The organism is Acidovorax facilis, from assembly GCF_023913775.1.
GTDB classification, from domain to species: domain Bacteria; phylum Pseudomonadota; class Gammaproteobacteria; order Burkholderiales; family Burkholderiaceae_C; genus Acidovorax; species Acidovorax facilis.
The window spans coordinates 1-20,677 of the sequence record NZ_JAMXAX010000009.1 but is presented as its reverse complement, the minus strand read 5'-3'; the positions used below and the strand labels follow the sequence as shown (position 1 = coordinate 20,677).

15 protein-coding genes and 1 pseudogene are annotated in these 20,677 nt (G+C 65.3%); 3 read left to right on the top strand and 13 right to left on the bottom strand.

Features of this window, described 5'->3' with window-relative positions; all coding sequences use genetic code 11:
- The first annotated feature begins 149 nt into the window (after positions 1-149).
- Entirely contained in the window at positions 150-1,904 is a 1,755-nt protein-coding gene (locus NFX52_RS05010; RefSeq protein WP_055400772.1) for a cation:proton antiporter domain-containing protein, read from the top strand.
- Positions 1,905-2,115: 211 nt separating this feature from the next.
- Here NFX52_RS05010 and NFX52_RS05005 read toward each other — a convergent pair whose 3' ends face one another.
- From NFX52_RS05005 to NFX52_RS04990, 4 genes are all read right to left on the bottom strand, one after another.
- Complete coding sequence (locus NFX52_RS05005; protein ID WP_055400770.1) at positions 2,116-3,990, bottom strand: M14 family metallopeptidase; 1,875 nt, start codon at positions 3,988-3,990, stop codon at positions 2,116-2,118.
- Between the two features lie 132 nt (positions 3,991-4,122).
- The gene (locus tag NFX52_RS05000) at positions 4,123-5,238 is read right to left on the bottom strand and encodes an endonuclease/exonuclease/phosphatase family protein (RefSeq protein ID WP_055400768.1); all 1,116 of its coding nucleotides are present in this window, start codon (positions 5,236-5,238) and stop codon (positions 4,123-4,125) included.
- A 33-nt stretch (positions 5,239-5,271) separates the two neighbouring features.
- Entirely contained in the window at positions 5,272-5,931 is a 660-nt protein-coding gene (locus NFX52_RS04995; protein WP_055400766.1) for a Rossmann-fold NAD(P)-binding domain-containing protein, read from the bottom strand.
- Positions 5,921-7,756: a DEAD/DEAH box helicase gene (locus NFX52_RS04990; protein ID WP_207402064.1), complete on the bottom strand. Its 1,836-nt coding sequence runs from the start codon at positions 7,754-7,756 to the stop codon at positions 5,921-5,923. The genes NFX52_RS04995 and NFX52_RS04990 overlap by 11 nt, the downstream gene beginning before the upstream one ends.
- Positions 7,757-7,999: 243 nt before the next feature.
- On the opposite strand from NFX52_RS04990, the gene ettA reads away from it, so the two are divergent.
- The gene (gene ettA / locus NFX52_RS04985) at positions 8,000-9,661 is read left to right on the top strand and encodes an energy-dependent translational throttle protein EttA (RefSeq protein ID WP_055400762.1); all 1,662 of its coding nucleotides are present in this window, start codon (positions 8,000-8,002) and stop codon (positions 9,659-9,661) included.
- Between the two features lie 60 nt (positions 9,662-9,721).
- Complete coding sequence (locus NFX52_RS04980; protein WP_055400760.1) at positions 9,722-12,145, top strand: DUF1631 family protein; 2,424 nt, start codon at positions 9,722-9,724, stop codon at positions 12,143-12,145.
- 111 nt (positions 12,146-12,256) lie between these two features.
- Here NFX52_RS04980 and NFX52_RS04975 read toward each other — a convergent pair whose 3' ends face one another.
- The 9 genes and pseudogenes from NFX52_RS04975 to NFX52_RS04935 all read right to left on the bottom strand — a co-directional run bounded on the left by NFX52_RS04975 (position 12,257) and on the right by NFX52_RS04935 (position 20,532).
- Positions 12,257-13,579, bottom strand: coding sequence for a TAXI family TRAP transporter solute-binding subunit (locus NFX52_RS04975; protein WP_055400787.1), 1,323 nt, complete (start codon positions 13,577-13,579; stop codon positions 12,257-12,259).
- A gap of 133 nt (positions 13,580-13,712) precedes the next feature.
- Positions 13,713-14,240, bottom strand: coding sequence for an EF-hand domain-containing protein (locus NFX52_RS04970; protein ID WP_238385691.1), 528 nt, complete (start codon positions 14,238-14,240; stop codon positions 13,713-13,715).
- Between the two features lie 13 nt (positions 14,241-14,253).
- Positions 14,254-15,051 carry a lectin gene (locus NFX52_RS04965; protein ID WP_055400756.1) on the bottom strand — a complete coding sequence of 266 codons (798 nt, stop codon included), beginning with the start codon at positions 15,049-15,051 and terminating at the stop codon, positions 14,254-14,256.
- Between the two features lie 140 nt (positions 15,052-15,191).
- The gene (locus tag NFX52_RS04960) at positions 15,192-16,199 is read right to left on the bottom strand and encodes a P1 family peptidase (protein WP_055400754.1); all 1,008 of its coding nucleotides are present in this window, start codon (positions 16,197-16,199) and stop codon (positions 15,192-15,194) included.
- Between the two features lie 66 nt (positions 16,200-16,265).
- Positions 16,266-16,622: a copper-binding protein gene (locus tag NFX52_RS04955; RefSeq protein WP_055400753.1), complete on the bottom strand. Its 357-nt coding sequence runs from the start codon at positions 16,620-16,622 to the stop codon at positions 16,266-16,268.
- Positions 16,619-17,158, bottom strand: coding sequence for a DUF411 domain-containing protein (locus NFX52_RS04950; RefSeq protein WP_055400751.1), 540 nt, complete (start codon positions 17,156-17,158; stop codon positions 16,619-16,621). Before NFX52_RS04950 ends, NFX52_RS04955 begins: the two co-directional genes overlap by 4 nt.
- 18 nt (positions 17,159-17,176) lie before the next feature.
- Positions 17,177-17,674, bottom strand: a complete 498-nt coding sequence (locus NFX52_RS04945) for a cupredoxin domain-containing protein (protein WP_055400749.1) — start codon at positions 17,672-17,674, stop codon at positions 17,177-17,179.
- A gap of 21 nt (positions 17,675-17,695) precedes the next feature.
- Positions 17,696-19,079 (bottom strand): annotated as a pseudogene (locus tag NFX52_RS04940) (multicopper oxidase family protein).
- 1 nt (position 19,080) lies between these two features.
- Positions 19,081-20,532, bottom strand: a complete 1,452-nt coding sequence (locus tag NFX52_RS04935; protein ID WP_055400745.1) for a TolC family protein — start codon at positions 20,530-20,532, stop codon at positions 19,081-19,083.
- Positions 20,533-20,677 lie beyond the last annotated feature (145 nt).

The window sequence follows — 20,677 nt, the reverse complement described above, 5'->3', positions numbered from 1 at the left end:
TGCGCTGTAGCGCAGACCGCGAATCATACCCTGCGTGCGGAGCTGGCCCGAAGATGGCGGCTCCGATGTTGGTAGTAGCAAAAGCCCTGTGGATGCGGGTATAACGAGGTCACCTACCCGCTAACGCATTCCCCCACCCCGCCCGCACCATGCCGCACAGCGTCACGCTCATACACACCATCGCTGCCGCGCTTGGGCTGGCCCTGGCGTTGGGTTTTGTGGCTACGCGGTTGCGGTTGCCAGCGTTGATCGGGTATCTGCTGGCGGGCGTGGTCATCGGGCCGTACACACCTGGTTTTGTGGCAGATGCGGCAATGGCCAGCCAGTTGGCTGAAATCGGCGTGATGTTGTTGATGTTTGGCGTCGGCCTGCATTTCTCGTGGGGTGATCTGCTGGCCGTGCGCAAGATTGCGGTGCCCGGGGCGGTGGTGCAGATGATGGTGGCCACGGCGCTGGGCATGGCTTTGGCCACCTGGTGGGGCTGGGGCTTGGGTGGGGCTTTGGTGTTTGGCTTGGCGCTCTCGGTGGCTAGCACGGTGGTGCTGTTGCGTGCGCTGGAGACCCTGGGCATTCTGGACAGTCACACCGGGCGGATTGCCGTGGGCTGGCTGGTGGTGGAAGACCTGGCCATGGTGTTGGTGCTGGTGTTGCTGCCGCCGCTGGCAGGCTGGCTGGGTGGCGGCAAAGGGGGGGAAGGTTCCGCCGCCCAGGGCGTGGATGGCGCGGCGCTGTGGCAGACCTTGGGATGGACGTTGCTGCAAGTTGGAGGGTTTGTTGCGCTGATGCTGCTGGTGGGGCGCCGTCTGTTCCCTTGGGTGCTCTGGCAGGTGGCGCGCACGGGGTCGCGGGAGCTGTTCACGCTCTGCGTAGTAGCCGCTGCGGTGGGCATTGCGTTTGGGTCTGCCGCGCTGTTTGGGGTGTCGTTTGCGCTGGGGGCTTTTTTTGCCGGCATGGTGATGCGCGAGTCGGAATTCAGCCACCGGGCTGCGCAAGAGTCCTTGCCGCTGCGCGACGCTTTTGCCGTGCTGTTTTTTGTCTCGGTGGGCATGTTGTTCGACCCCGCCGTGTTGTGGAGCCGGCCATTGCAGGTGCTGGCGGTGGTGGCAATCATCATGTTGGGCAAGACGCTGGCGGCTGCCGCGCTGGTGCTGGCATTTCGCTACCCGCTCAACACGGCGCTCACCGTTTCGGCGAGCCTGGCCCAGATCGGGGAGTTCTCTTTCATTCTGGTGGCGCTGGGTTCGTCACTGGGGCTGCTGCCGCCCGAAGGGGCCAGCCTGGTGCTGGCGGGGGCGTTGATCTCGATGGCGCTCAATCCGATGCTTTTTCACGCCATTGCCCCGCTGCAGGCCTGGCTGCGTGCCCGTTCGGCATTGGCGCGGCGACTGGAGCAGCGCGACGACCCCCTGGCCGAACTGCCCATGAGCACCGACGCCCGCTATCTCGCGCGGCAGGTGGTGCTGGTGGGATACGGCAGGGTGGGGCGCCGCGTTGCCAACGTGCTGATGGTCAACGACATCCCGTTCGTGGTTGCCGAGCAGAACCGCGAACTGGTGGAGTCATTGCGGGAGTCCGGCATTGCAGCAGTGTTTGGTGATGCGGTGGACCCTGCCGTGCTCATACAGGCGCACATCGCCCGCGCCGCCATGCTGGTCATTGCTACGCCGGACACCCTGAATGTGCGGCAGATCATCACCACCGCGCGCACACTGAACCCCCATATCGAAACCGTGGTGCGCAGCCACAGCGGCGATGAAGCGCGGCGGCTTGCGCAGGAATGCGACAGCACGGTGTTCCTGGCCGACGAGGCGCTGGCTCAGGCCATGGCCCGCCATGTGCTGGAGCGTACCGAAGCACGCCTTGCGCGGCATACCCGCCCTGCATCGCTGCACGGTGGGGCCTGAATTCAATGCATTTTTAGCTGCTAGCGCTTTATGGATAAGCGTTGGTAGCTATTATTTTTATAGTATTTTCTCTGTCGGGGCACTGGTTGCAGACTCCTTTGGGCTGCTTCAGCGTACTACCCCCTGCGCCTTGGCCCGCATTTCTGCCGCCTCGACCCACAAGACCTTGCATTGTTCGTCGGTGGTGGGTTTCAGGCAGGCGCGTTCAAGGCTAGTTGATGTCTTCAAACACCAGGGCAGGGGGTGACATGATGCGCGCGGTATTTCCCAGCTCTTCAATCAGGTGGTTGGCGAAATAGCTGTTCTGCGTGTCGGGCTCCAGGGCGGCCACTGCCAGGTTGGCGCGGGGCTGGTTCAGTGGCACATAGAAGCTGCCCGCAGGCACGTCAATGGCACTGCGCACTGGCGATACCTGCACGCGAACAATGCCCTTGCCGCCAGCGATGGTGCCGATCACGTCCTGCCGGTCGCCGGACTCACGCGCTGTTTCGCGGTAGATATCGGCCAGTGCCGATCCGGATTCGGCCACGCGCATCACCTGCAGGCCGAGCATTTTCAAGCGCTCAACGGCGGCGGTGGAGCCGGCCGACAGCCAGTAGCCGCAGGGGCGGGCGCGGGTTTTGGTGGGGCGCAAGGTGAGGGATGAGTTCCAGTCCACCCGGATGGCGCGGTCTGCACCCGTTTCGGGGTCCAGGAAGTCCAGCTCGCGCTGGGTGGGCGTGGCCGCTGCTTCTACCACCACTTGGTCGCGGCAGGCCTGGGCGCTCACGTCGCGAGCAACGAAGGATCGGACCTGCTCCAGGTTGGCCGCCCGCTCTGCGGTGCTGCGCAGCGCACTGGTGATGGCTGTGACCTGCGAATGCACGCGGCGCTGGATGTGCATGCGCCCGATGCCCACGCCCCGTGTTTCGATCAGCAGGCTGATGGTGTTCTTCAGGCCGTTCACATTGCGGCCGGTGTCGGGTTGGGTGCCCCCCATGGAGATGCGCTTGTCGTCCGGGTTCGTCGAGGTGGTGTAGTACCAGTCGCTGGTCAGGCCCTGGGCCTTGAGGGCCGCCACCATGGGCTGGTGGTACCACTCTTGCGAGGCCTTGGTCAGAAACTCGGGGTAGTTCGCGGTGGTGGTGTACTGCAGCAGGGCGTCATAACGCTGGATGGCGTTGAATTTCTGCAGGTAGCGGCCCACCACCGTGTATTCATGGGCATCCACCACCAGGATGGGGCGGTAGTCGTTCACCACCTTGGCCAGAGCGCGGGCCTCGGGGGTGTTCAGCAGCAGGTGGTCGCGGTTCATGTCCACGCCATTGGCCGTGACGCGGGTGCCAACGGCGGCGCCATCGGGGTTGGCGCGCGGCACTATCACCACGTTGATGCGGTCCAGCAGGGGTTCCAGCAGGCCATGGGCCAGTTCGCGGCTGATCACGAGCAGCGCTTCGCTGCCTGCGGGTTCGTCGCCGTGCTGCTGGCCGACGAGCACTACGGTGGGCCGCCCGCTGGTGTCCAGGTTGGCGGGTTCCGTGCCCGCAGCGCGGGTCACCAGCAGGCCAAGGATGGGTTCACCGCGCTGCGACATGCCCAGGTTGAGCAGCTTGGTGCGCGTGGGCCCACGGGGAGCCGGATCGGCCAGGGAATGCAGCCACTGGCCCAGCTCGGCATTGGTGGTGAAAGCTCTGCGGTCCGGTCCCAGGCCGGGTGTGCTGTAGGCCATGGGTGGATCAGGGAACCGGGCAGCCACGGCCGCACCGTAGGGGGGCGCCATCGGGCCTTCGTTTTGCACGACCAGCGGCGCGGGTGGTGGCAGCGGGCTGGCGATCGCCCCTTGGCGCGGGGCCTGAGCCTGTGGGGCCCGGCCCAAGGGCGCTGGCACCACCGTACCTGGCTGAGCGCGGGGCAAGGGGGCCGGCGCGCTGGTTCGCGTGGCTGGCGCTGATGGCCAGGGTGGCAGCGGGGTGCTGGAGCACGCCGTCAGCAGCACGGCTGCCAGCAACGCCGAGACCTTCCAGGGCATGCGCTGTGGGCGAGCCGGTGGCGGCAGGGCCGATGACGCTTCTGGTGGGGTGCGGTGAGGGTTGGAGTACATGTTCATGGTGGTATCTGCCTTCTGAGGCCTGACCGGGCGGCTTTGTTACGGCGATGTTACCTGCCCGTCACTGCCATGCCGTGTCAGCGTACATCCCGTTGCAAACCCGGGGTTGACGCGCCAAAGCCCTGTGCGATGTCACAGTTTTGGGGCCGATGGGACTGGATTCGAGGCCAGCGAGCTGCCGGCGGAGGTGGACGGTGCAGGTGAGGGCTCCGTCTGCTGTGCCATCTTCAGCCGCAGCAGTGCGCGCACAAAACCGTGGTCCGATCGGGTCCTGTCACGTCCTTCGTGCAGGTGGTCGTTGAAGTAGTCCACGCGCCGCACGTCGCCCATGCTGTTCCTGCCGTTGTGCACGAATTCCTCGCTCACCAGAATCTGGTCCAGCACGCTGGGCGAGCTTTGGTGGATGTGTGAGTACGCGACATCCTTCTTCAGCGCCGCATCGCCCTGCAGGTCGTAGGCATTGAACAGCGCGACATCGCGTGCCGAGCGGTCGTAGGCGATCTCATTGGTGGCGCAGATGAGCTGTGTGGTGACGCTGTCCGGGGTGTCATTGAAATCGCCCAAGACCACCAGCGGCACGCTGGTGCGGTGCAGCAGGTCGATGACCAGGCAGCGCAGCGCCATGGCTTCGGCGCCCCGCATGATCAGCGAGCGCAGCGATGCCAGCGCCATCACCTTGCGGTCGTCCCGGTCTTCCGTGGGGTTGCCCTGTGCATCCTGCAGGAACTTGGGCCGTTTGGATTTGAGGTGGGCCGTCAGTACGTTCAGGCTCTGTCCGTGTTTCATGCGCAGTGTTGCAACCAGAGGCGGCCGTTCAAAGCGCGTGTGCAGGCCCAGGCCCGGTATTTCTACCTGGAAGCCCGGGGGAAATTCCGCAAACGACTGCAAGGCATCCACCTTGAGCCGTGTCGCAATGCCGACCCGGGGCGTGCCTTGTGCTCCGGTGCGCGTCGCATCGTTCTCCGCCCCGGGTACCGCCACGAAGTCGTAGCGCAGGCCGCTGCGGCCGAGGGCGCCCTTGAATGCTGCGTCGTCCCACACCTCCTGTACTGCCAGCACGTCGGCATTGAGCATGCGAAACCGGTCGCCCAGCCAGGTGAGCTTGCGATCAAACTCCGTCTGGCTGTAGGGGTCTTGGTTCTCGTAGAACAGGCGGCCAGGATTGGCCAGGTTGAGCACATTGCAGGTGGCCACCATCAAAGTGGCCAGGGGCTGGGGGAAGTCGTTGGGGCGCATAGGCCACAGCATCGCACAGGCAACTGCAGTGGACTGGGGAGGAGGTCAGAAGACCTGCAGCGCGTTGCCTGACAGGACGTGCAGCCCCGAAGGCCGCGTTTGCACGGCATGGACAAGCGCTCGCGCCACATCGGCACCGGGGCGGGCGCGGTAGCTGGCGGGGATGAGCGGGTCCAGCAGCTTGAAGGCCTTGATGGACAGGGACTCGGCGGGGCGCGCGGCCTGGCCCAGAGCCCGGCGTTCACCCAGCAGCAGCGATGGGCGCGCGATCACGAGCGTGTCAAAGCCCAGGCTTTTAAGCGCCTGCTCGACCTCGCCTTTGATACGGTTGTAGAAGATGCGGGAATTTGCGTCTGCGCCCATGGCGGTCACTACCCCGCAGCGGGTGGCACCGGCCGCCATCGCTGTGCGCGCGGTGGCAATGACCGCGTCGTGGTCCACCGCGCGAAAAGCCTGCTGGCTTCCGGCCGCTGCGATGGTCGTCCCCAACGTGATGTAGACATCATCCACATGCGGCAGGGCCGGGACCGCGGGCCGGGCGCCCAAGGCCGCAAAATCCACAGCGTGCAGGTGCAGCCGTGGATGCGTGATGTCCGGCATGCGCCGACCAAGGGCATACAGCGCATGCACCTCGGGTGGCAGCGCTTCGCCCGGCGCTGTGCCGGTATGGACTGTGTTTTTGCCTACCGACGGATCAGCGGCCAAAAGAGCCGCGAGAACCGCCCGGCCCACGAGACCCGTTGCCCCGGCCACCAGAACCACCCGTGCCTCCGCCATAGCCGCCACCTCCACCGTTGTTGCCACGATAGCCACCACCGCCACGGCGACCGCCGCCGCCCAAGCTGTCCACGCTGGTGCGCATGGGATCTGGCTGGCCGCCAGCGCCGCCGCCTGCATGGCTGGAGTTACGATGGCCTGGGTTGGCATGGCCCATGTGCGTGCCCAGGTGGGCATTCGCGCGTGGGGGTTGCGAGTCGTCGTAGCGATTGCCGCCTTCGTAGCCGCCGCCTCCGCCACCGGCGCTGCCGCCGGAGCGGCCGCGTGCAGGTGCTTGGCCGCCAGCGCGTGCGCCGCCGCCCTGGGCGCCACCGCCACCACCGGCACGGCCACCGCGCGGACCATTGCCGCCACCGCCCGCTGCAGCAGGTGCACCACCGGCGCGGCCGCCACGGGCACCACCGCCGCCGCCAGTGCGGGGGCCACGGTCACCGCCACCGCCGCCGCCGCCGCCAGCACCCTGGCCGGCCTTGTTGGTGCGGATGCGGTCCATCATTTCGCTACGGGCTGCCTTGGCGGCTGCCTGCATCACGTCACGGCTCGGGGGCTTGCCTGCACCGCCCCAGATGGTCTGGCGACCCATGGCGATGGGCTCTGCCTTCTCGCCCGCGTCGGGGCCGAAGCCTTCGATGATCTGGACCGGGATCTGCTGCTTGGTGAAGCGCTCGATGTCCATCATGAAGCCTTCTTCGTCCATGCAGACCAGGCTCACGGCTTCGCCAGTAGCACCAGCGCGGCCCGTGCGGCCAATCCGGTGCACGTAGTCTTCAGAGACGTTCGGGATTTCGTAATTGACGACGTGCGGCAGGTCGTCGATGTCAATGCCGCGCGCCGCGATGTCGGTGGCCACCAGGGCACGGATCTCGCCGCTCTTGAACCCAGCCAGCGCCTGGGTGCGGGCGCTCTGGCTCTTGTTGCCGTGCAGGGCCATGGCCTGAACGCCATTTTTAGTCAGAAACTCGGCCACATTGTTGGCGCCAAACTTGGTGCGGGTGAACACCAGCACCTGGCTCCAGTTGTGCTGCTGGATGATGTGCAGCAGCACCTGCTTCTTCTTGCCACGGCCCACGGGGTGAATCACCTGCGAGATGCGCTGCACGGTGGTGTTGCTGGGGGTGACCTGGATGCTCTGAGGGTTCTTGAGCAGGGTATTGGCCAGGTCGCGGATTTCATCGCTGAAGGTGGCCGAGAACAGCAGGCTTTGCTTGTCCTTGGGCACCAGGGCCAGCACCTTCTTCACGTCGTGGATGAAACCCATGTCCAGCATGCGGTCGGCTTCGTCGAGCACCAGCACCTGCACGGTCGACAGGTCCAGGAAGCCCTGCTGCTGCAAGTCCAGCAGGCGGCCGGGCGTGGCCACCAGAATGTCCACGCCGCGCTTGACGCGGTCGATCTGCGGGTTCATGCCCACACCGCCGAAGACGACGGTGGAGTTGATATCCAGGTATTTGCCGTATTCGCGCACGGATTCTTCCACCTGGGCGGCGAGTTCGCGGGTGGGCGTCAGCACCAGGGCACGGATGCCCTTGCCACCGAACTTGTTCTTGGGGGCAGCGCTTTGCGAAAGGCGGTGCAGCATGGGCAGGGTAAACGCGGCGGTCTTGCCGGTGCCAGTCTGCGCGCCAGCCAGCAGGTCGTGGCCTGCGAGCACGGCGGGAATGGCCTGGGCCTGAATGGGCGTGGGGGTTTCGTAGCCCGTTTCGTGCACGGCCTTCAGGATGGCAGGAGCCAGGTTCAGTTCGTCAAATGTCATGTCTTTGGATGCGCCCGTCCGGGGCGCTGGGTATCGGCCTGTCGTGCAACCGGGAGGTTGTCGAGCCAGTCTCAAGCCGATGAGGTTCAAGAGTGGGAGCCTGGAAGTTGATGCTTCCTTCGTCCCCAGCAGTGTGCTGATGTGGCGGGCAACTGGAGCCCGCTACGGTGGGTATTGTCGCATGGCCCGATAATCTCGGTTTGCACGCAGAATTTCTGCTCATTTTTGCAGGTTTGACACTCAATGGCCCAATACGTTTTTTCCATGAATCGCGTCGGCAAGATCGTGCCGCCCAAGCGGCAGATCTTGAAAGACATCTCCCTGAGCTTCTTCCCGGGCGCCAAGATTGGCGTATTGGGGACTAACGGTTCGGGTAAGTCCACCCTCCTGAAGATCATGGCGGGCCTTGACAAGGAAATCGAAGGCGAGGCCATCCCAATGGCCGGTCTGAACATCGGCTATCTGCCCCAGGAACCCCAGCTGGACCCGACACAAACCGTGCGGGAGAGCGTGGAAGCCGGCATGGGCAAGGTTTTTGCCGCCAAGGCCCGTCTTGAAGAGGTCTACACCGCCTATGGCGCTGAAGATGCCGACTTTGACGCGCTGGCCGCCGAGCAGGCCGAGCTGGAAGCCATTATTGCAACGGCGGGTACCGACTCCGAGCACCAATTGGAAATCGCAGCCGATGCGCTGCGCCTGCCACCTTGGGATGCCAATATTGGCGTGCTCTCCGGTGGTGAAAAACGCCGCGTGGCCCTGTGCCGCCTGCTGCTGTCCAAGCCCGATATGCTGCTGCTCGACGAACCGACCAACCACTTGGACGCCGAATCGGTGGACTGGCTGGAGCAGTTCCTGCAGCGCTACTCCGGCACCGTGGTGGCCATCACCCACGATCGCTACTTCCTGGACAACGCCGCCGAATGGATTCTGGAACTGGACCGTGGGTCCGGCATCCCGTACAAGGGCAATTACTCCGACTGGCTGACCCAGAAGGGCGCCCGTCTGGAAGCCGAACAAAAGGGTGAGGAAGCCCGCGCCAAGGCCCTGAAGAAGGAACTTGAATGGTCGCGCCAGAACCCCAAGGCCCGCCAGGCCAAGAGCAAGGCCCGTCTGGCCCGCTTTGAGGAACTGAGCGATTACGAATACCAGAAGCGCAACGAAACGAACGAAATCTTCATCCCCGTGGCGGACCGTCTGGGCAGCCAGGTGATCGAGTTCAAGAACGTCACCAAGTCGTTTGGCGACCGCGTGCTGATCGACAACCTGAGCTTCAACATTCCTGCAGGCGCCATCGTCGGCATCATCGGGCCCAACGGCGCCGGTAAGTCCACGCTGTTCAAGCTGATTGCGGGCAAGGAAAAGCCGGACGCGGGGGAGGTCGTTATCGGCTCCACCGTCAAGATGGCCTTTGTGGACCAGCACCGCGATGACTTGTCGAATGACAAGACCGTCTGGGAAGACGTATCGGGCGGGCTCGACATCCTGAACGTGGGCAAATTCCAGATGGCCAGCCGCGCCTACTGCGGTCGCTTCAACTTCAATGGCGGCGACCAGCAAAAGAAGGTTGGCATGCTCTCAGGGGGGGAGCGCGGTCGTTTGCACCTGGCCAAGACCCTGATTGCCGGCGGCAACGTGCTGATGCTGGACGAGCCGTCCAACGATCTGGACGTGGAAACGTTGCGGGCTCTCGAAGACGCGCTTCTGGAATTTGCCGGCACGATGTTGGTAATCAGCCACGATCGCTGGTTCCTGGACCGGATCGCCACCCACATCCTGGCGGCTGAAGGTGACAGCCAGTGGACGTTCTTTGACGGCAATTACCAGGAGTACGAGGCCGACAAGAAGAAGCGCCTGGGTGAAGAAGGGGCAAAACCCAAACGAATGAGGTTCAAAGCCCTCAAATAAGGCGTCAGGTCAAGTAGCATTGCATCTGGAAACCTGTTGTCCGATCGATTCCTCCCCACCATGTCCCAGACTGCTTCTCGTTCGAGAACTGTTTTCCGCGCCTGTGTCGTCAACGCCGTGCGCGGCGGCGAGGCGTTGATGCAGGAATTGGTCAAGGTCACGCAAGGGGCCCTGACGGGTGAGGAGTCTGTCGTCCGCAATATCCAGCAGCGCAATCTGGTCAGTGACAGCCTGCGCTTGCTGAACCAGCATGAAGCTGCGCTGGTCAAGGGTTATCCCATGGCCCTGCTGGAGATTTTTGCCGAAGGTCCCGCTGCCAAAGGCCGCAGTTCTGCCGAGGACACCGGCATGGACTTCGGTGAACTCTCGCTCATGGATGAGAACGAGATGCAGGCGCAGGTGGAGCTGTCCAAGGCGCAGCAATCGGCGCTACATGCCACTGATGCGGTACTGGCCGAACTCAACACCCTCGTCAGTTCCGCACAAGGCTTGCGCAGTGTGCAACCCGAACGCAACCCACTGCGCCCCGAAAGTTATATCCGCGCGCTCCAGCAGGTGGTGGGAGACACTGGTGTATCGCCCGAAGTGCGCCAGCTGTGGATGCAGCACATGCGCGACCTGTTGGGTAAGCTGCTGGTGGATGAATACAAAAAAACGGCTGCCAGCCTGCGCGAGCATGGCGTTCAGCCCGTGGGGTACGCGGTGCTCGGCACGCCCGGCGGCAACGCGGGTCGTGGCGGTGGCTACGGTGGCCCTGGCACCAACACCGGCATGGGTACCGGCTATGGTGGGGGGTACTCCGGCTATGGCAATTCGATGGGCGCGCCCATGGGGGACTATGGCAACACCGGCTATGGCCGTGGCATGGGGCCTTTCACTGGCTGGAGTGGCGATTCCCTGCAATCGCCGATGGCGCCAGCCGCAGAAGAAGCATTGTTGACGGTGGGCATCCTGCGCCAGATGTTGGCTGGCGGAGATCCTTTTGATCCACGCGCATATGGCGCCATGCCTTCGCAGCCGGTGGCTTTGCAGCCTGCGTGGGGTGTGCCTCCTGCGGGTGCCCAACCGATGCCGCAAGGCGGTGGTTACTACCCTGTGGGTGCAGCGGCCGAGGCCATCGAGGACATGGCCCAGCTCGAACGCTTGGTGGGAAGGCTCGCCAGCGGCAGCCAGGCAGCTTCGCTGTCGGCGCCTTTGACGGGGTGGCGGGGCCCGGGTGTGGCTCCTGTGGTGTACGCGGCCATGCCGATGGAGGCGGCCACCCAATCCCCGGCCATGGCCATTGAGGTGGTTGGCCGCATGATGGAGAACATTGCCCAGGATGCTCGCCTTCTGCCGCCCGTGCAGAAGGCTGTGAAGAGTTTGGAGCCCGCACTCAAACAACTGGTGACACACGATGGGCGGTTTTTCACCGATGGCACCCATCCCGCGCGCCGTTTGCTGGATGAGCTGACGCAACGCAGTCTGGCGTTCACCGCAGAAGCAACGCCGGGGTTCAGCAGTTTCATGCGCTTGGTGCAAGGTGCGGTGGAGCACCTGACTGCCAACGAAATCAAAGATGCAGGGCCTTTTGATACCGTGCTCAAGGCCCTGCAGTCTGCCTGGGAGACTCAGGAGCAGAAGATCAAGGCCCATCAGGAAGCGCAGCAAAAAGCCTTGCTCCAAGCGGAGCAGCGGGAAATGCTGGCCGAAAAGACTGCGGCCGACATCCGCAGGCTGCCTGATCTGGAGAACGTGCCTGCCGACGTGCTCGATTTTGCCGCCGGCCCATGGGCGGATGTGATCGCCTTGGCGCAGGTGCTCAAGGGCGGAGATGGGCAGGATGAGGACCCCGGTGGCTACCTGGCGCTGGTGCCTGTGCTGCTATGGAGCGCCCAACCCGACCTGACCCGCCAGGAACCTGAGCGCCTGAACGAGGCCATACCCGGCCTGCTGGCCAAGCTGCGCAAGGGGCTCAAGACCATCAATTACCCCGCTGTGCAGACCAGCGCCTTCTTGCAGCGTTTGGTGGGGCTGCATCAGTCGGCCTTTGAAAAGCCAGCGCCCGCACCTGTGGCGGCGCCTCAGCCAGAACCCGAGCCGGTGGCCCAAGAAGCAGCCCCTGCTGAAGCGCAAGCCTCCGCTGTGGCCCCCGAGGACAGTGTTCAGGCGCCCGTGGATGCGCCCGATCCCTACGCTGACTTTGTAATTGGCGCGTGGGTCGAGCTGGTCACCAACGGCCGGGTCGTCCGCACGCAACTTACCTGGGCCAGCCCACACGGCACTCTGTTCCTTTTCACCGCACCGGATGCAAGCACGCAGTCCATGACCCGGCGGATGCGTGACAAGCTGGCTGCGGACGGCTCCTTGCGGGTGGTTCCGGCAGTGTCCACGACAGCCCGTGTTCTGGACGCTGTTGCAGCAGGATCATCCCGGAAGGCGGCCAGCGGCGCTCCTTCCTCCAAAGTGGCCTCGCTGGGCTCAAAGTCTTCCAAGACCCGCTAGTGGGGGCGCCCTCCAGGCGTTCTGAAATCACGTTGACGGTTCGCACCACCTGCTGTCCCGTAGAAAAGAGGCGCTCAATCCACCGATGCGCATTGGTGCGCCCAGATGCACTCAGCTGCGGAGCAACTTTTTGCGCACCAGGTGGATGTGATTGCGCAGCGCGTACAACTCGTCTGCGTAGGACAACGGTACGCTCACCTTTTCGGCCTGTGCCTCCAGTGTATTGAGGGCCTTGAGCAGTTCTGCGGAATCTGCCTTACCAGCCTCCATGTCGTTTTCAATCTCACGAAGCCGGCCATACCAGCGGAACACGCGTGAACGCACGCGGAACTGGTACAGCGGCGGCACGACGCGCGACAGCGGGAGCATGATCGCCAGCAAAATGCCCAGTACCAGCCACATGCGCTCAATCAGGTTTGCCATCCAGAACGGCAGGTAGCGTTGCAGCATCGGCACCGGCTCGTTCATGGCCCGGTCGCCTTCTTTGGCAATCGGAAGTTCGCTATTGCGTGAGTTGGGGAACTCGCGGGCCCGGTTGAACCAGCCCGATCCACCGTGCAGTTTCTGCGCGTTCTGCGCAAACAGGGTGAGCAGGGCAGGGTGCGTGGCATCGCGTGCCAGCAGCGAGGTGGTGGATGCCACCAGGCGCACATCCCGCGCGGGCACGTTGGCCGCCAGGTCCACCACGCCGCGCGGCAATGTGACCGGGGTCAGGAACGGAAACCGCCGCGCATAGGCCTCGTGCTGGGCAAAGTCCTGCAACTGCACGCCGGGTGTCTGCAGCAGCATCTGCACCATCAGCGATTCGGGGGCTGAGGCGAACACCAGCGCATCAAGTCTGCCCGCCAGAAATTCCACGGTGGCTGGCGTCTGCTCCAGCCGGGACATCTGCACCGCACCAGGCGCCACCTTGTTGGCGTCGAGCAGACGCTCCATCAACTTGGGCACGCCACTGCCGTCCGAGCCTACATTGACCCGCCAGCCACGCAACTGCCGCAGGCTGTCGATGCGCGGCGTGTTGTACACACGTTCTGCAGTCTCCGCACGGTAGAACAGCCACACGGGCTCCACAAAGAGACTGCCCAGAGACACCAGCTCGTCGGCATCATCGGGTTGCAGTTCGGCCGTGCCACCCTGCACAAACGCCACATCGGCCTTGCCCTCACGCAACAGCTGCAGGTTGTGCGAAGAGCCATCGCTGGGCAGCAACCGGACTTCGATGCCGTCCACCGCCAACGCCTTCTGGTAGCGCTTGCCAAACTCCTCGTAAGCGCTTTGCGCCGGGCCTGTGGCCAGCGTTACGGTTTTGGGTGGGTTGGGGTTGAGCCACCAGTACGCCAGCACCAGCAGTCCCACCGCCAGAAACGCGAGAGGACCGGCCGACACGATCAGATCGCGCAGAGAAAGCAGGGTATTGCGGAAAGCCTGGGACATGGAATAAGTGCTGAACATGGGGTGGAGCAACCACGAGGCCTCTGCGACCATCCGAGGCCCCGTGGTTTTTCATGTGGCTGTGGCGTACGCCCTCCAGGCACATGGGGCCAGGAGCGACAGGAGTTCCTGAGATCTATGGCTTGCTGCCGCGCCGCTGGCGCTCGTAAGCCACACATTCCGAAAGGGAGAGCTGGTCGTCCTGATCGGTATCCGCCGCGTCGAAATAGGCCATGCGGCTTTCAACGACTTCCTTGAACGACAGCTTGCCGTCGCTGTCCGTGTCAACGGCTGCAAGTCGCTTCAGGCGGCCTTTGCCCATGCGCGGCACCTGGGCCAGGTCGGAGAGCTGGACATGGCCTGTCGCATCGGGCGAGAGGTTGTGCCAGCCTTGCACGATGTCCCGGTGAAACTCTTCCAGAGACACCTTGCCGTCGTGGTTCAGGTCAGCAGACGAGCAGATCGCCTGGAGCCGGTTGGCGCGCGATGGTGCTGCTGGCTTCTGGGCCGTGGTGGTCACCTTGGGTGGGGATGTGGGGGAAGACACCGGGGCATCCGCTGCCTGCGCGGCGGATGCACATGCCAGAGCGAAGGTGCCTGCCGCTGCTGCACTGCACAGCAAGCGCATGGTGCGCAGAGCGTGTGGGGTTTGGGTTGTGATCATCATTGGGCCCTCTTTACCACCACCAGCGTTGGCTGGGACTGCGGTTGCAGGGCCAGACCATGGTGTGTGCGCCCTGGCGGACCCGGCCATCCTCCACGTCCAGGCATTTGCCGGTGAGCTGGCTCACGATCTGGCCGCCCCGGGTGGCCCAGCTTTGGCTGCGCGAGCCCGAGCACGACCACAGCACCACCCGTGCGCCATCGCGCGGGTCGCCACGGTCCACGTCCACGCACAGGTCGCGTACCCGGATCTCACCCCCGCGCCCCACAGCAAACCGCTGGGACGCGGTGCCGTTGCATTCATACACCTGCAATGTGGTGCCTGGCTGGAACTTGCCACCCCGCACGTCCAGGCACAGGCGGCCGTCCACGCGGACTTCTCGCCCCCAGTCGCCACCTTGGCCGGGATAGTCCGGGTACTCGGGTCGCCGGTCGTTGTCGTGCCGGTTGTGGTTGGCCAGCAGCGCAAGGCCCGCGATGGCAGCCACCGCGGCCACCGCTGCGCCAGCGTTGGACCCACTGCTGTTGCCAGAGGCGTAGCTGCGGGTAATCTGGAAGCGGCCGCCACACCCCCCGTTGGTCCACAGTTCCCGGTTCGTCAGGTCATAGCCCCAGGTGCGATTGAAACGGCAAGCCCCCTGTGTCTGTGCGCTCAGGTCCACCTGTGTGGTGTCGTCCGGCAGGCGATAGGACGTGTAGCCACCGTTGGATTGCAGGTCCACGAACTGGTCCTGGGCGATGGCGGCTTGGGTATTCAGGAGCAAAGGCAGGCACAACAACCAGCTGTGCCGCAGACGGTTTAGGTCTTTCATGAATTCTCCTTGTCGCGATTGATAGGGTGGCAAGACTGGCGCGTGGGGGCCGCGGTGCGCTGCGGGCGTGTTCTGGCGGCTGAGCCCTGCGCCGTGTGGGCATCATATGGGCTCATGGGCCATGGCCCCATGACCATTGTTTACCCCAACTCACCAGCCCACGGCAAGTACAAACCTTCCGCCGTGGTGATGGACCGCGCCGCGCGTGCAGCGCGTGCCGTGGCAATGGCCGTGGCCTCGGCTGCCATGGTGGCCAGCACCATCATGCCCAGGCTTTTGCCTGCGCGGCCAGTGCCCAGGCTGAAGAGCGTGTCGCCGTCGGACATGGTGTGCACCGGGTTGATGCTGCGCGCCAGGCCGTCGTGGGCGGCCACGGCCAGGCGGTGGGCCTGTACCTTGGTGATGACGGCGTCGGTGGCCACCACGCCGATGGTGGTGTTGGTGCCCGCCAGCAGGGGCTGGGGCGGGTCGCCGCGCAGCAGGGCACGGCGCGTGTCGCGCAGGCGCAGGCCGTCGTCGGTGCGGGCGCCTGCAATCACTTGTGCGGTGTCGGGGTCGATCACGTCACCCAGGGCGTTGCAGGCGATGAGTGCGCCCACCGTCACGCCATCCACCGTGACAGAGGCGGTGCCAATGCCGCCCTTCATCGCGCGCTGGATGCCGAAGATCTTGCCCAGTGCCGCACCCGTGCCCGCACCTACATTGCCCTCGGCCGGGTCGGCGGTGGATGCCGCATCGCACGCCGCGTAGCCCGCCGCAGCGTCGGGGCGAATGTGCATGTCGCCCACCAGCAGGTCAAACAGCACGGCAGCAGGCACGATGGGCAGGCGGCCCACGGCCACATCGAAGCCGATATTGCGCTCTTCCAGCCAGCGCACAGCGCCGGTGGCGGCGTCCAGCCCCCAGGCGCTGCCCCCGGCCAGCATGATGGCGTGCACCTTGTCCACCAGGTTGGAGGGGTGGAGCAAATCCGTCTCGCGCGTGCCCGGTGCTGCGCCCCGTACATCCACACCGGCCACGGCGCCTTCGCGGGTGATGATGACGGTGCAGCCCGTGGGACGGCGGGTTTCGGTGAAGTGACCGACCTCGATGCCCGCCACGCGGGTGATGCTGCCAGCGCTGCCGGCCAGAACGTGTTGAGAACTCATGGCCGTCGATTATGGTGCCCGGGCGCACGAGCTGGTTTGTGCGACGTCAGTCAGCCGGCAGGGGGATCACGGGGCCTTTTCGATCTGCTTGACGTGGTAAGCGCCATTGACCTGCTCTGCCCGAAAGCGCACCTTGTCACCCGGTTTCATGTCACCCACCACGCTGGCGTCCGCCACGCGGAAGACCATGGTCATGGGCGGCATTTCCAGGTTCTTGATCTCGCCATGCTTCAAGGTGAGGCGCAGTGTGCGCGGGTCCCAGCGGGTGATTTCGCCTTCGCTCAGTTCCGCTTGGGTCGCCGACGGGGCCGGATGGTGGCTGTTGTGGCTATCGGAGGCTGCAGCGGTGGGGGCTTGCGCCAGAGCGGGCCCTGCGCCCAGGAGAAGCAGGCTGGCGACCAGTGGGATGTAAAGGATTTTCATGTCGATGCCTTCTTGTTGTAGCTTTTGAAAACACGGGTGCTGCCGTCGCGCGCCACCAGCAGCACGTCGTACGGGTCACGCCGGTCGCCATACGCAGGGCCGTCCATGCCGGGCGAGCCCACGGGCATGCCAGGCACCGCCAGGCCCAGGGCCTTGGGCTTTTGCTGCAGCAGCGCGCGCACGTCGCTGGCAGGCACATGGCCTTCCACCACATAGCCGCCGACGAGGGCGGTGTGGCACGAGCCCAGCTTTTGCGGCACGCCCAGCCGTGCGCGCACGGCGTTGTTGCCGGTGGCGTGCACCTTCACGGCAAAACCGTTGGCTTGCATGTGGTCCACCCAGTCCTGGCAGCAGCCGCAGTTCGGGTCTTTCCACACCTCCAGCGGTGTAGGGGTGTTGGTGGCTGCTCGGGACAGGCCGGGCAGCAGGGCGACGGCCACACCCGCACCCAGCAAAGGCAGTGCGGTGGTGAGCCATTGGCGTCGTGCAGGGTGGGCTGCGGTGGATGCGGAGCGTGGATTGCGTGAGTTGGTCATGGCGTGTCTCTCCTGGCGTTATGGGTTGCGCGGCAGCACAGTGATGGTGCCGGTCATGCCGGCCTGGTAGTGGCCGGGGATCAGGCAGGCAAAGTCAAAACTCCCGGCGCGGTTGAAGTGCCACACGATGTCACCGGTCTTGGCCGCCGCCACGTGGGCCATGTAGGGCTCGTCATGTTCCATGCCGGGGTGCTTTTTCATCATCTCGGCGTGCTGGTTCAGCTCGGCCTTGGTGCCGATCACGATCTCGTGCAACACCTTGCCTTTGTTCTCGGCACGCAGCCGCACGGTGTCGCCCTCACGCACTTCGATGTGATTCGGCGCAAAGCGCATGTCGTCGGTCATGCGGACGGTGATGGTGCGGCGCACGGCCTTGGCGTCGCCTGCGATGCCCCAGTCCTTTTGCTCCTTGACCACCGGGCTGTTCGATGCGGTGTGATGGGCGTTTTCATGGGCAAAAGAGGTGCTAGCGCTTATCCATAAAGCGCAAGTAGCTATCAATTTAATAGTATTCATGGTGTGTGCTGATGGGGAGGTTCAGTGCTGGTGGCCGCTGGCAGCGGGCTTGCGTGCGCTCGCTGCGCCGGGCGCGGTGCCTGGGGTGTCTGCGCGGGCGGGGCGTGGTGTGCTGGCGGGGGGCACCCTGCCATTCGTAGGCCACCATGCCCGCAGGTTGCTTGAAGTCTCCAGGGTCGCGGTAATCGCCCGCAGGCTGGTCGGCGCGCACCTTGAGCGTGGTGAACATGCCGCCCATCTCCAGCGGGCCAAAGGGGCCGGTGCCGGTCATCATGGGGAAGGTGTTGTCCGGCAGCGGCATCTCCATCGCACCCATGTCGGCCATGCCGCGCTCGCCCATCACCATGTAGTCGGGCACGATCTTCTGGATCTTGCCCACCAGGCCCCGGTGGTCCACGCCGATCATGGTCGGCACGTCGTGCCCCATGGCGCCCATGGTGTGGTGGCTCTTGTGGCAGTGCAGGGCCCAGTCGCCCAGTTCGTCGGCAATGAACTCGACCTGCCGCATCTGGCCCACGGCCACGTCGGTGGTCACCTCGGGCCAGCGCGCGCTTTTGGGCACGGGGCCGCCGTCGGTGCCGGTCACTTCGAATTCGTGGCCGTGGATGTGAATCGGGTGGTTCGTCATGGTGAGGTTGCCGATGCGCATGCGCACGCGCTCACCCTGCCGCGCCACCAGCGGGCTGATGGCGGGGAACACGCGGCTGTTCCAGCACCAGATGTTGTGGTCCAGCATGGTGTTGACCTTGGGGGTCATGCTGCCGGGCTCCACGTCAAAAGCGTTGAGCAAAAACGCGTAGTCGCGCTGCACCTTGGCGATGTGCGGGTGCGCAGCCTTCGGGTGGGTGATCCACAGGCCCATCATGCCCATGGCCATCTGCACCATCTCGTCGGCATGCGGGTGGTACATGAAGGTGCCGGGGCGGCGCGCCACAAACTCGTACACAAAGGTTTTGCCCGGCTGGATGGCGGGCTGGGTGAGGCCGCCGACGCCGTCCATGCCGTTGGGCAGGCGCTGGCCGTGCCAATGGATGGTGGTGTGCTCGGGCAGGCGGTTGGTGACGAAGATGCGCACGCGGTCGCCTTCAACCACCTCGATGGTGGGGCCGGGGCTCTGGCCGTTGTAGCCCCACATGTTGACCATGAAGCCGGGCGCCACCTCACGCACCACGGGCTCGGCCACCAGGTGGAACTCCTTGACGCCTGCGTTCATGCGCCAGGGGGCGGTCCAGCCATTCAAAGTGACCACCGGGTTGTAGGGGCGGCCCGTGGGCGGGTGCAGCGGCGGCGCGGTGTCGGCGCTGGACTGCATGGCGGGCTCGGGCAGCGCGGCCAGGGCCACGCGGCTGACGGAGGCTGCGGCCACGGCCGTGGCGGCGCCGGAGAAGAAATTGCGGCGGTTCATGTCAGTGGCCTTGTGGGGTGGTGGAGGCTGCGGCGCCCGATGCGAGGCCCTGCAGGGCGCCTGGCGATGTGCCCGTGAGTGCGAGCTGCAAATCGGTCTCGGCCAGCCAGAAGTCGCGCTGTGCTTCGATGGCGTTGGCCACGGCCTGGGTGCTGTTGCGCGCTTCGGCCAGCATGTCCCACACACTGGCCAGCATGCCGTTGTAGCGCAGGGTGGTCTCGTCGCTGATGAGCTGGCGCAGGGGTACCACCTCAGCCTGCTGCTGGCGTGCCAGGTCGAGCGCGGTGCGGTAGGTGAGCCAGGCGGCGCGCACCTCGCTGCGGGCGCGCACGGCGGTGTCCTGCAGCTGGGCGGCACTTTGCTCCACCTCGGCCTGGGCGCGAGTGCGGGCTGCGCCGCCCCAGTCGAACAGGGGCAAAGGCAGTTCCAGCTCCCAACCCCGCGTGATCTCGCGGTGGCCGCCATCCCGCTCGGTGGTGGTGTTGCGGCTATAGGCCAGGCCGATATCGCCAAACACGGCGCCTGCGCGGCTCCAGCCCTGCCGGGTGGCCTGGGTGTCGAGCTGGCGGCGGGCCGCTTGCACATCGAGCCGTTCGCGCAGCGCGGTGGCTTCGATGCCTTCCGCGGGCAAGGCGCTGGAGGGCAGGGGCGGCAGCTGGTTGGCCAGCTGGTACTGCGTCTGCAGCCCCCACACGCCCATGCGGCGGTTGAGCTGCTCGCGTTCGGTGGCTGCGGCAAGGTGGGCGCGGGCGCGCTGGCGGGTGGCCTCTTGCAGCACGGCCTGCTCGCGGGCCTGCTGCAGACGGCTCCAGTTGCCCACCTGCACCATGCGGCGGGCCAGCTCGGCCCCGGCCTCGGCCGCCTCGACCATGCGGTCGTGGGTGGCGGCTATTTGCTCCGCGGCCACGGCACGCAGCCAGGCGCGGCGGGTGTCGGCGGCAAGCGTCACCACGTCCTGCGCGGCTTGCAGCGTCGCGATCTGCAGGCGCTCGGCCTGGCGCGCGGTGCGCCAGGGCAGGGTGATGAGGTCAATCAGGCTGAAGGCCAGGGTGCGCTCGATTTCGCGCTCGTGGCTGTTGGTGAATCTCCCCAGTGCAAGGTGCGGGTTGGGCAGGGTGATGGCCTGCACGCGCTCAGCGTCGGCCACGCCCAGTGCGGCCAGGCGGGCTTGCAGGCCAGGGTTGTGGAGCAGGGCAATGCGCACTGCAGCGTCTTGTGTCAAGGGCTGTGCCAGCCAGCCTTCGACGGATTTTTCTGCAGAGGCGCGGGCGGCAGGGTCTGCTGCAGGCAGGCTCGCTTGCACGCCCCCGGTGCGGCCCGCAGCGAGATTGGCGACGTCACCGCGCAGGCCATCGGGCGAGACACTGGCGCAACCGGCCAGTACGGCTGCAGCGGCCAGCAGGCAAAGGCGCGGGGACAGGCGTGGGGAAAGGTGTGGAGAAATGTGCGGCATTTGGGCGGGGAGGTTCATGGCTTGCCTCCCGGTGCGTGGTGGCGTTGGTGCATCGGCGTGGGTGAAGCGGACTGGCCGTTGTTGCTGCTGCCGTGGTGTCCGTTGTGATGACGGTGGGGGCTTTTTTGCTCTTCGACGGTGGACG

What these genes read in the sequence shown, in the direction of transcription:
- NFX52_RS05010 (WP_055400772.1), top strand. Translation starts at nt 150, where the DNA reads ATGCCGCACAGCGTCACGCTCATACACACCATCGCTGCCGCGCTTGGG.
- NFX52_RS05005 (WP_055400770.1), bottom strand. Translation starts at nt 3,990, where the DNA reads ATGAACATGTACTCCAACCCTCACCGCACCCCACCAGAAGCGTCATCG.
- NFX52_RS05000 (WP_055400768.1), bottom strand. Translation starts at nt 5,238, where the DNA reads ATGCTGTGGCCTATGCGCCCCAACGACTTCCCCCAGCCCCTGGCCACT.
- NFX52_RS04990 (WP_207402064.1), bottom strand. Translation starts at nt 7,756, where the DNA reads ATGACATTTGACGAACTGAACCTGGCTCCTGCCATCCTGAAGGCCGTG.
- ettA (WP_055400762.1), top strand. Translation starts at nt 8,000, where the DNA reads ATGGCCCAATACGTTTTTTCCATGAATCGCGTCGGCAAGATCGTGCCG.
- NFX52_RS04980 (WP_055400760.1), top strand. Translation starts at nt 9,722, where the DNA reads ATGTCCCAGACTGCTTCTCGTTCGAGAACTGTTTTCCGCGCCTGTGTC.
- NFX52_RS04975 (WP_055400787.1), bottom strand. Translation starts at nt 13,579, where the DNA reads ATGTCCCAGGCTTTCCGCAATACCCTGCTTTCTCTGCGCGATCTGATC.
- NFX52_RS04970 (WP_238385691.1), bottom strand. Translation starts at nt 14,240, where the DNA reads ATGATCACAACCCAAACCCCACACGCTCTGCGCACCATGCGCTTGCTG.
- NFX52_RS04965 (WP_055400756.1), bottom strand. Translation starts at nt 15,051, where the DNA reads ATGAAAGACCTAAACCGTCTGCGGCACAGCTGGTTGTTGTGCCTGCCT.
- NFX52_RS04960 (WP_055400754.1), bottom strand. Translation starts at nt 16,199, where the DNA reads ATGAGTTCTCAACACGTTCTGGCCGGCAGCGCTGGCAGCATCACCCGC.
- NFX52_RS04955 (WP_055400753.1), bottom strand. Translation starts at nt 16,622, where the DNA reads ATGAAAATCCTTTACATCCCACTGGTCGCCAGCCTGCTTCTCCTGGGC.
- NFX52_RS04950 (WP_055400751.1), bottom strand. Translation starts at nt 17,158, where the DNA reads ATGACCAACTCACGCAATCCACGCTCCGCATCCACCGCAGCCCACCCT.
- NFX52_RS04945 (WP_055400749.1), bottom strand. Translation starts at nt 17,674, where the DNA reads ATGAATACTATTAAATTGATAGCTACTTGCGCTTTATGGATAAGCGCT.
- NFX52_RS04935 (WP_055400745.1), bottom strand. Translation starts at nt 20,532, where the DNA reads ATGCCGCACATTTCTCCACACCTTTCCCCACGCCTGTCCCCGCGCCTT.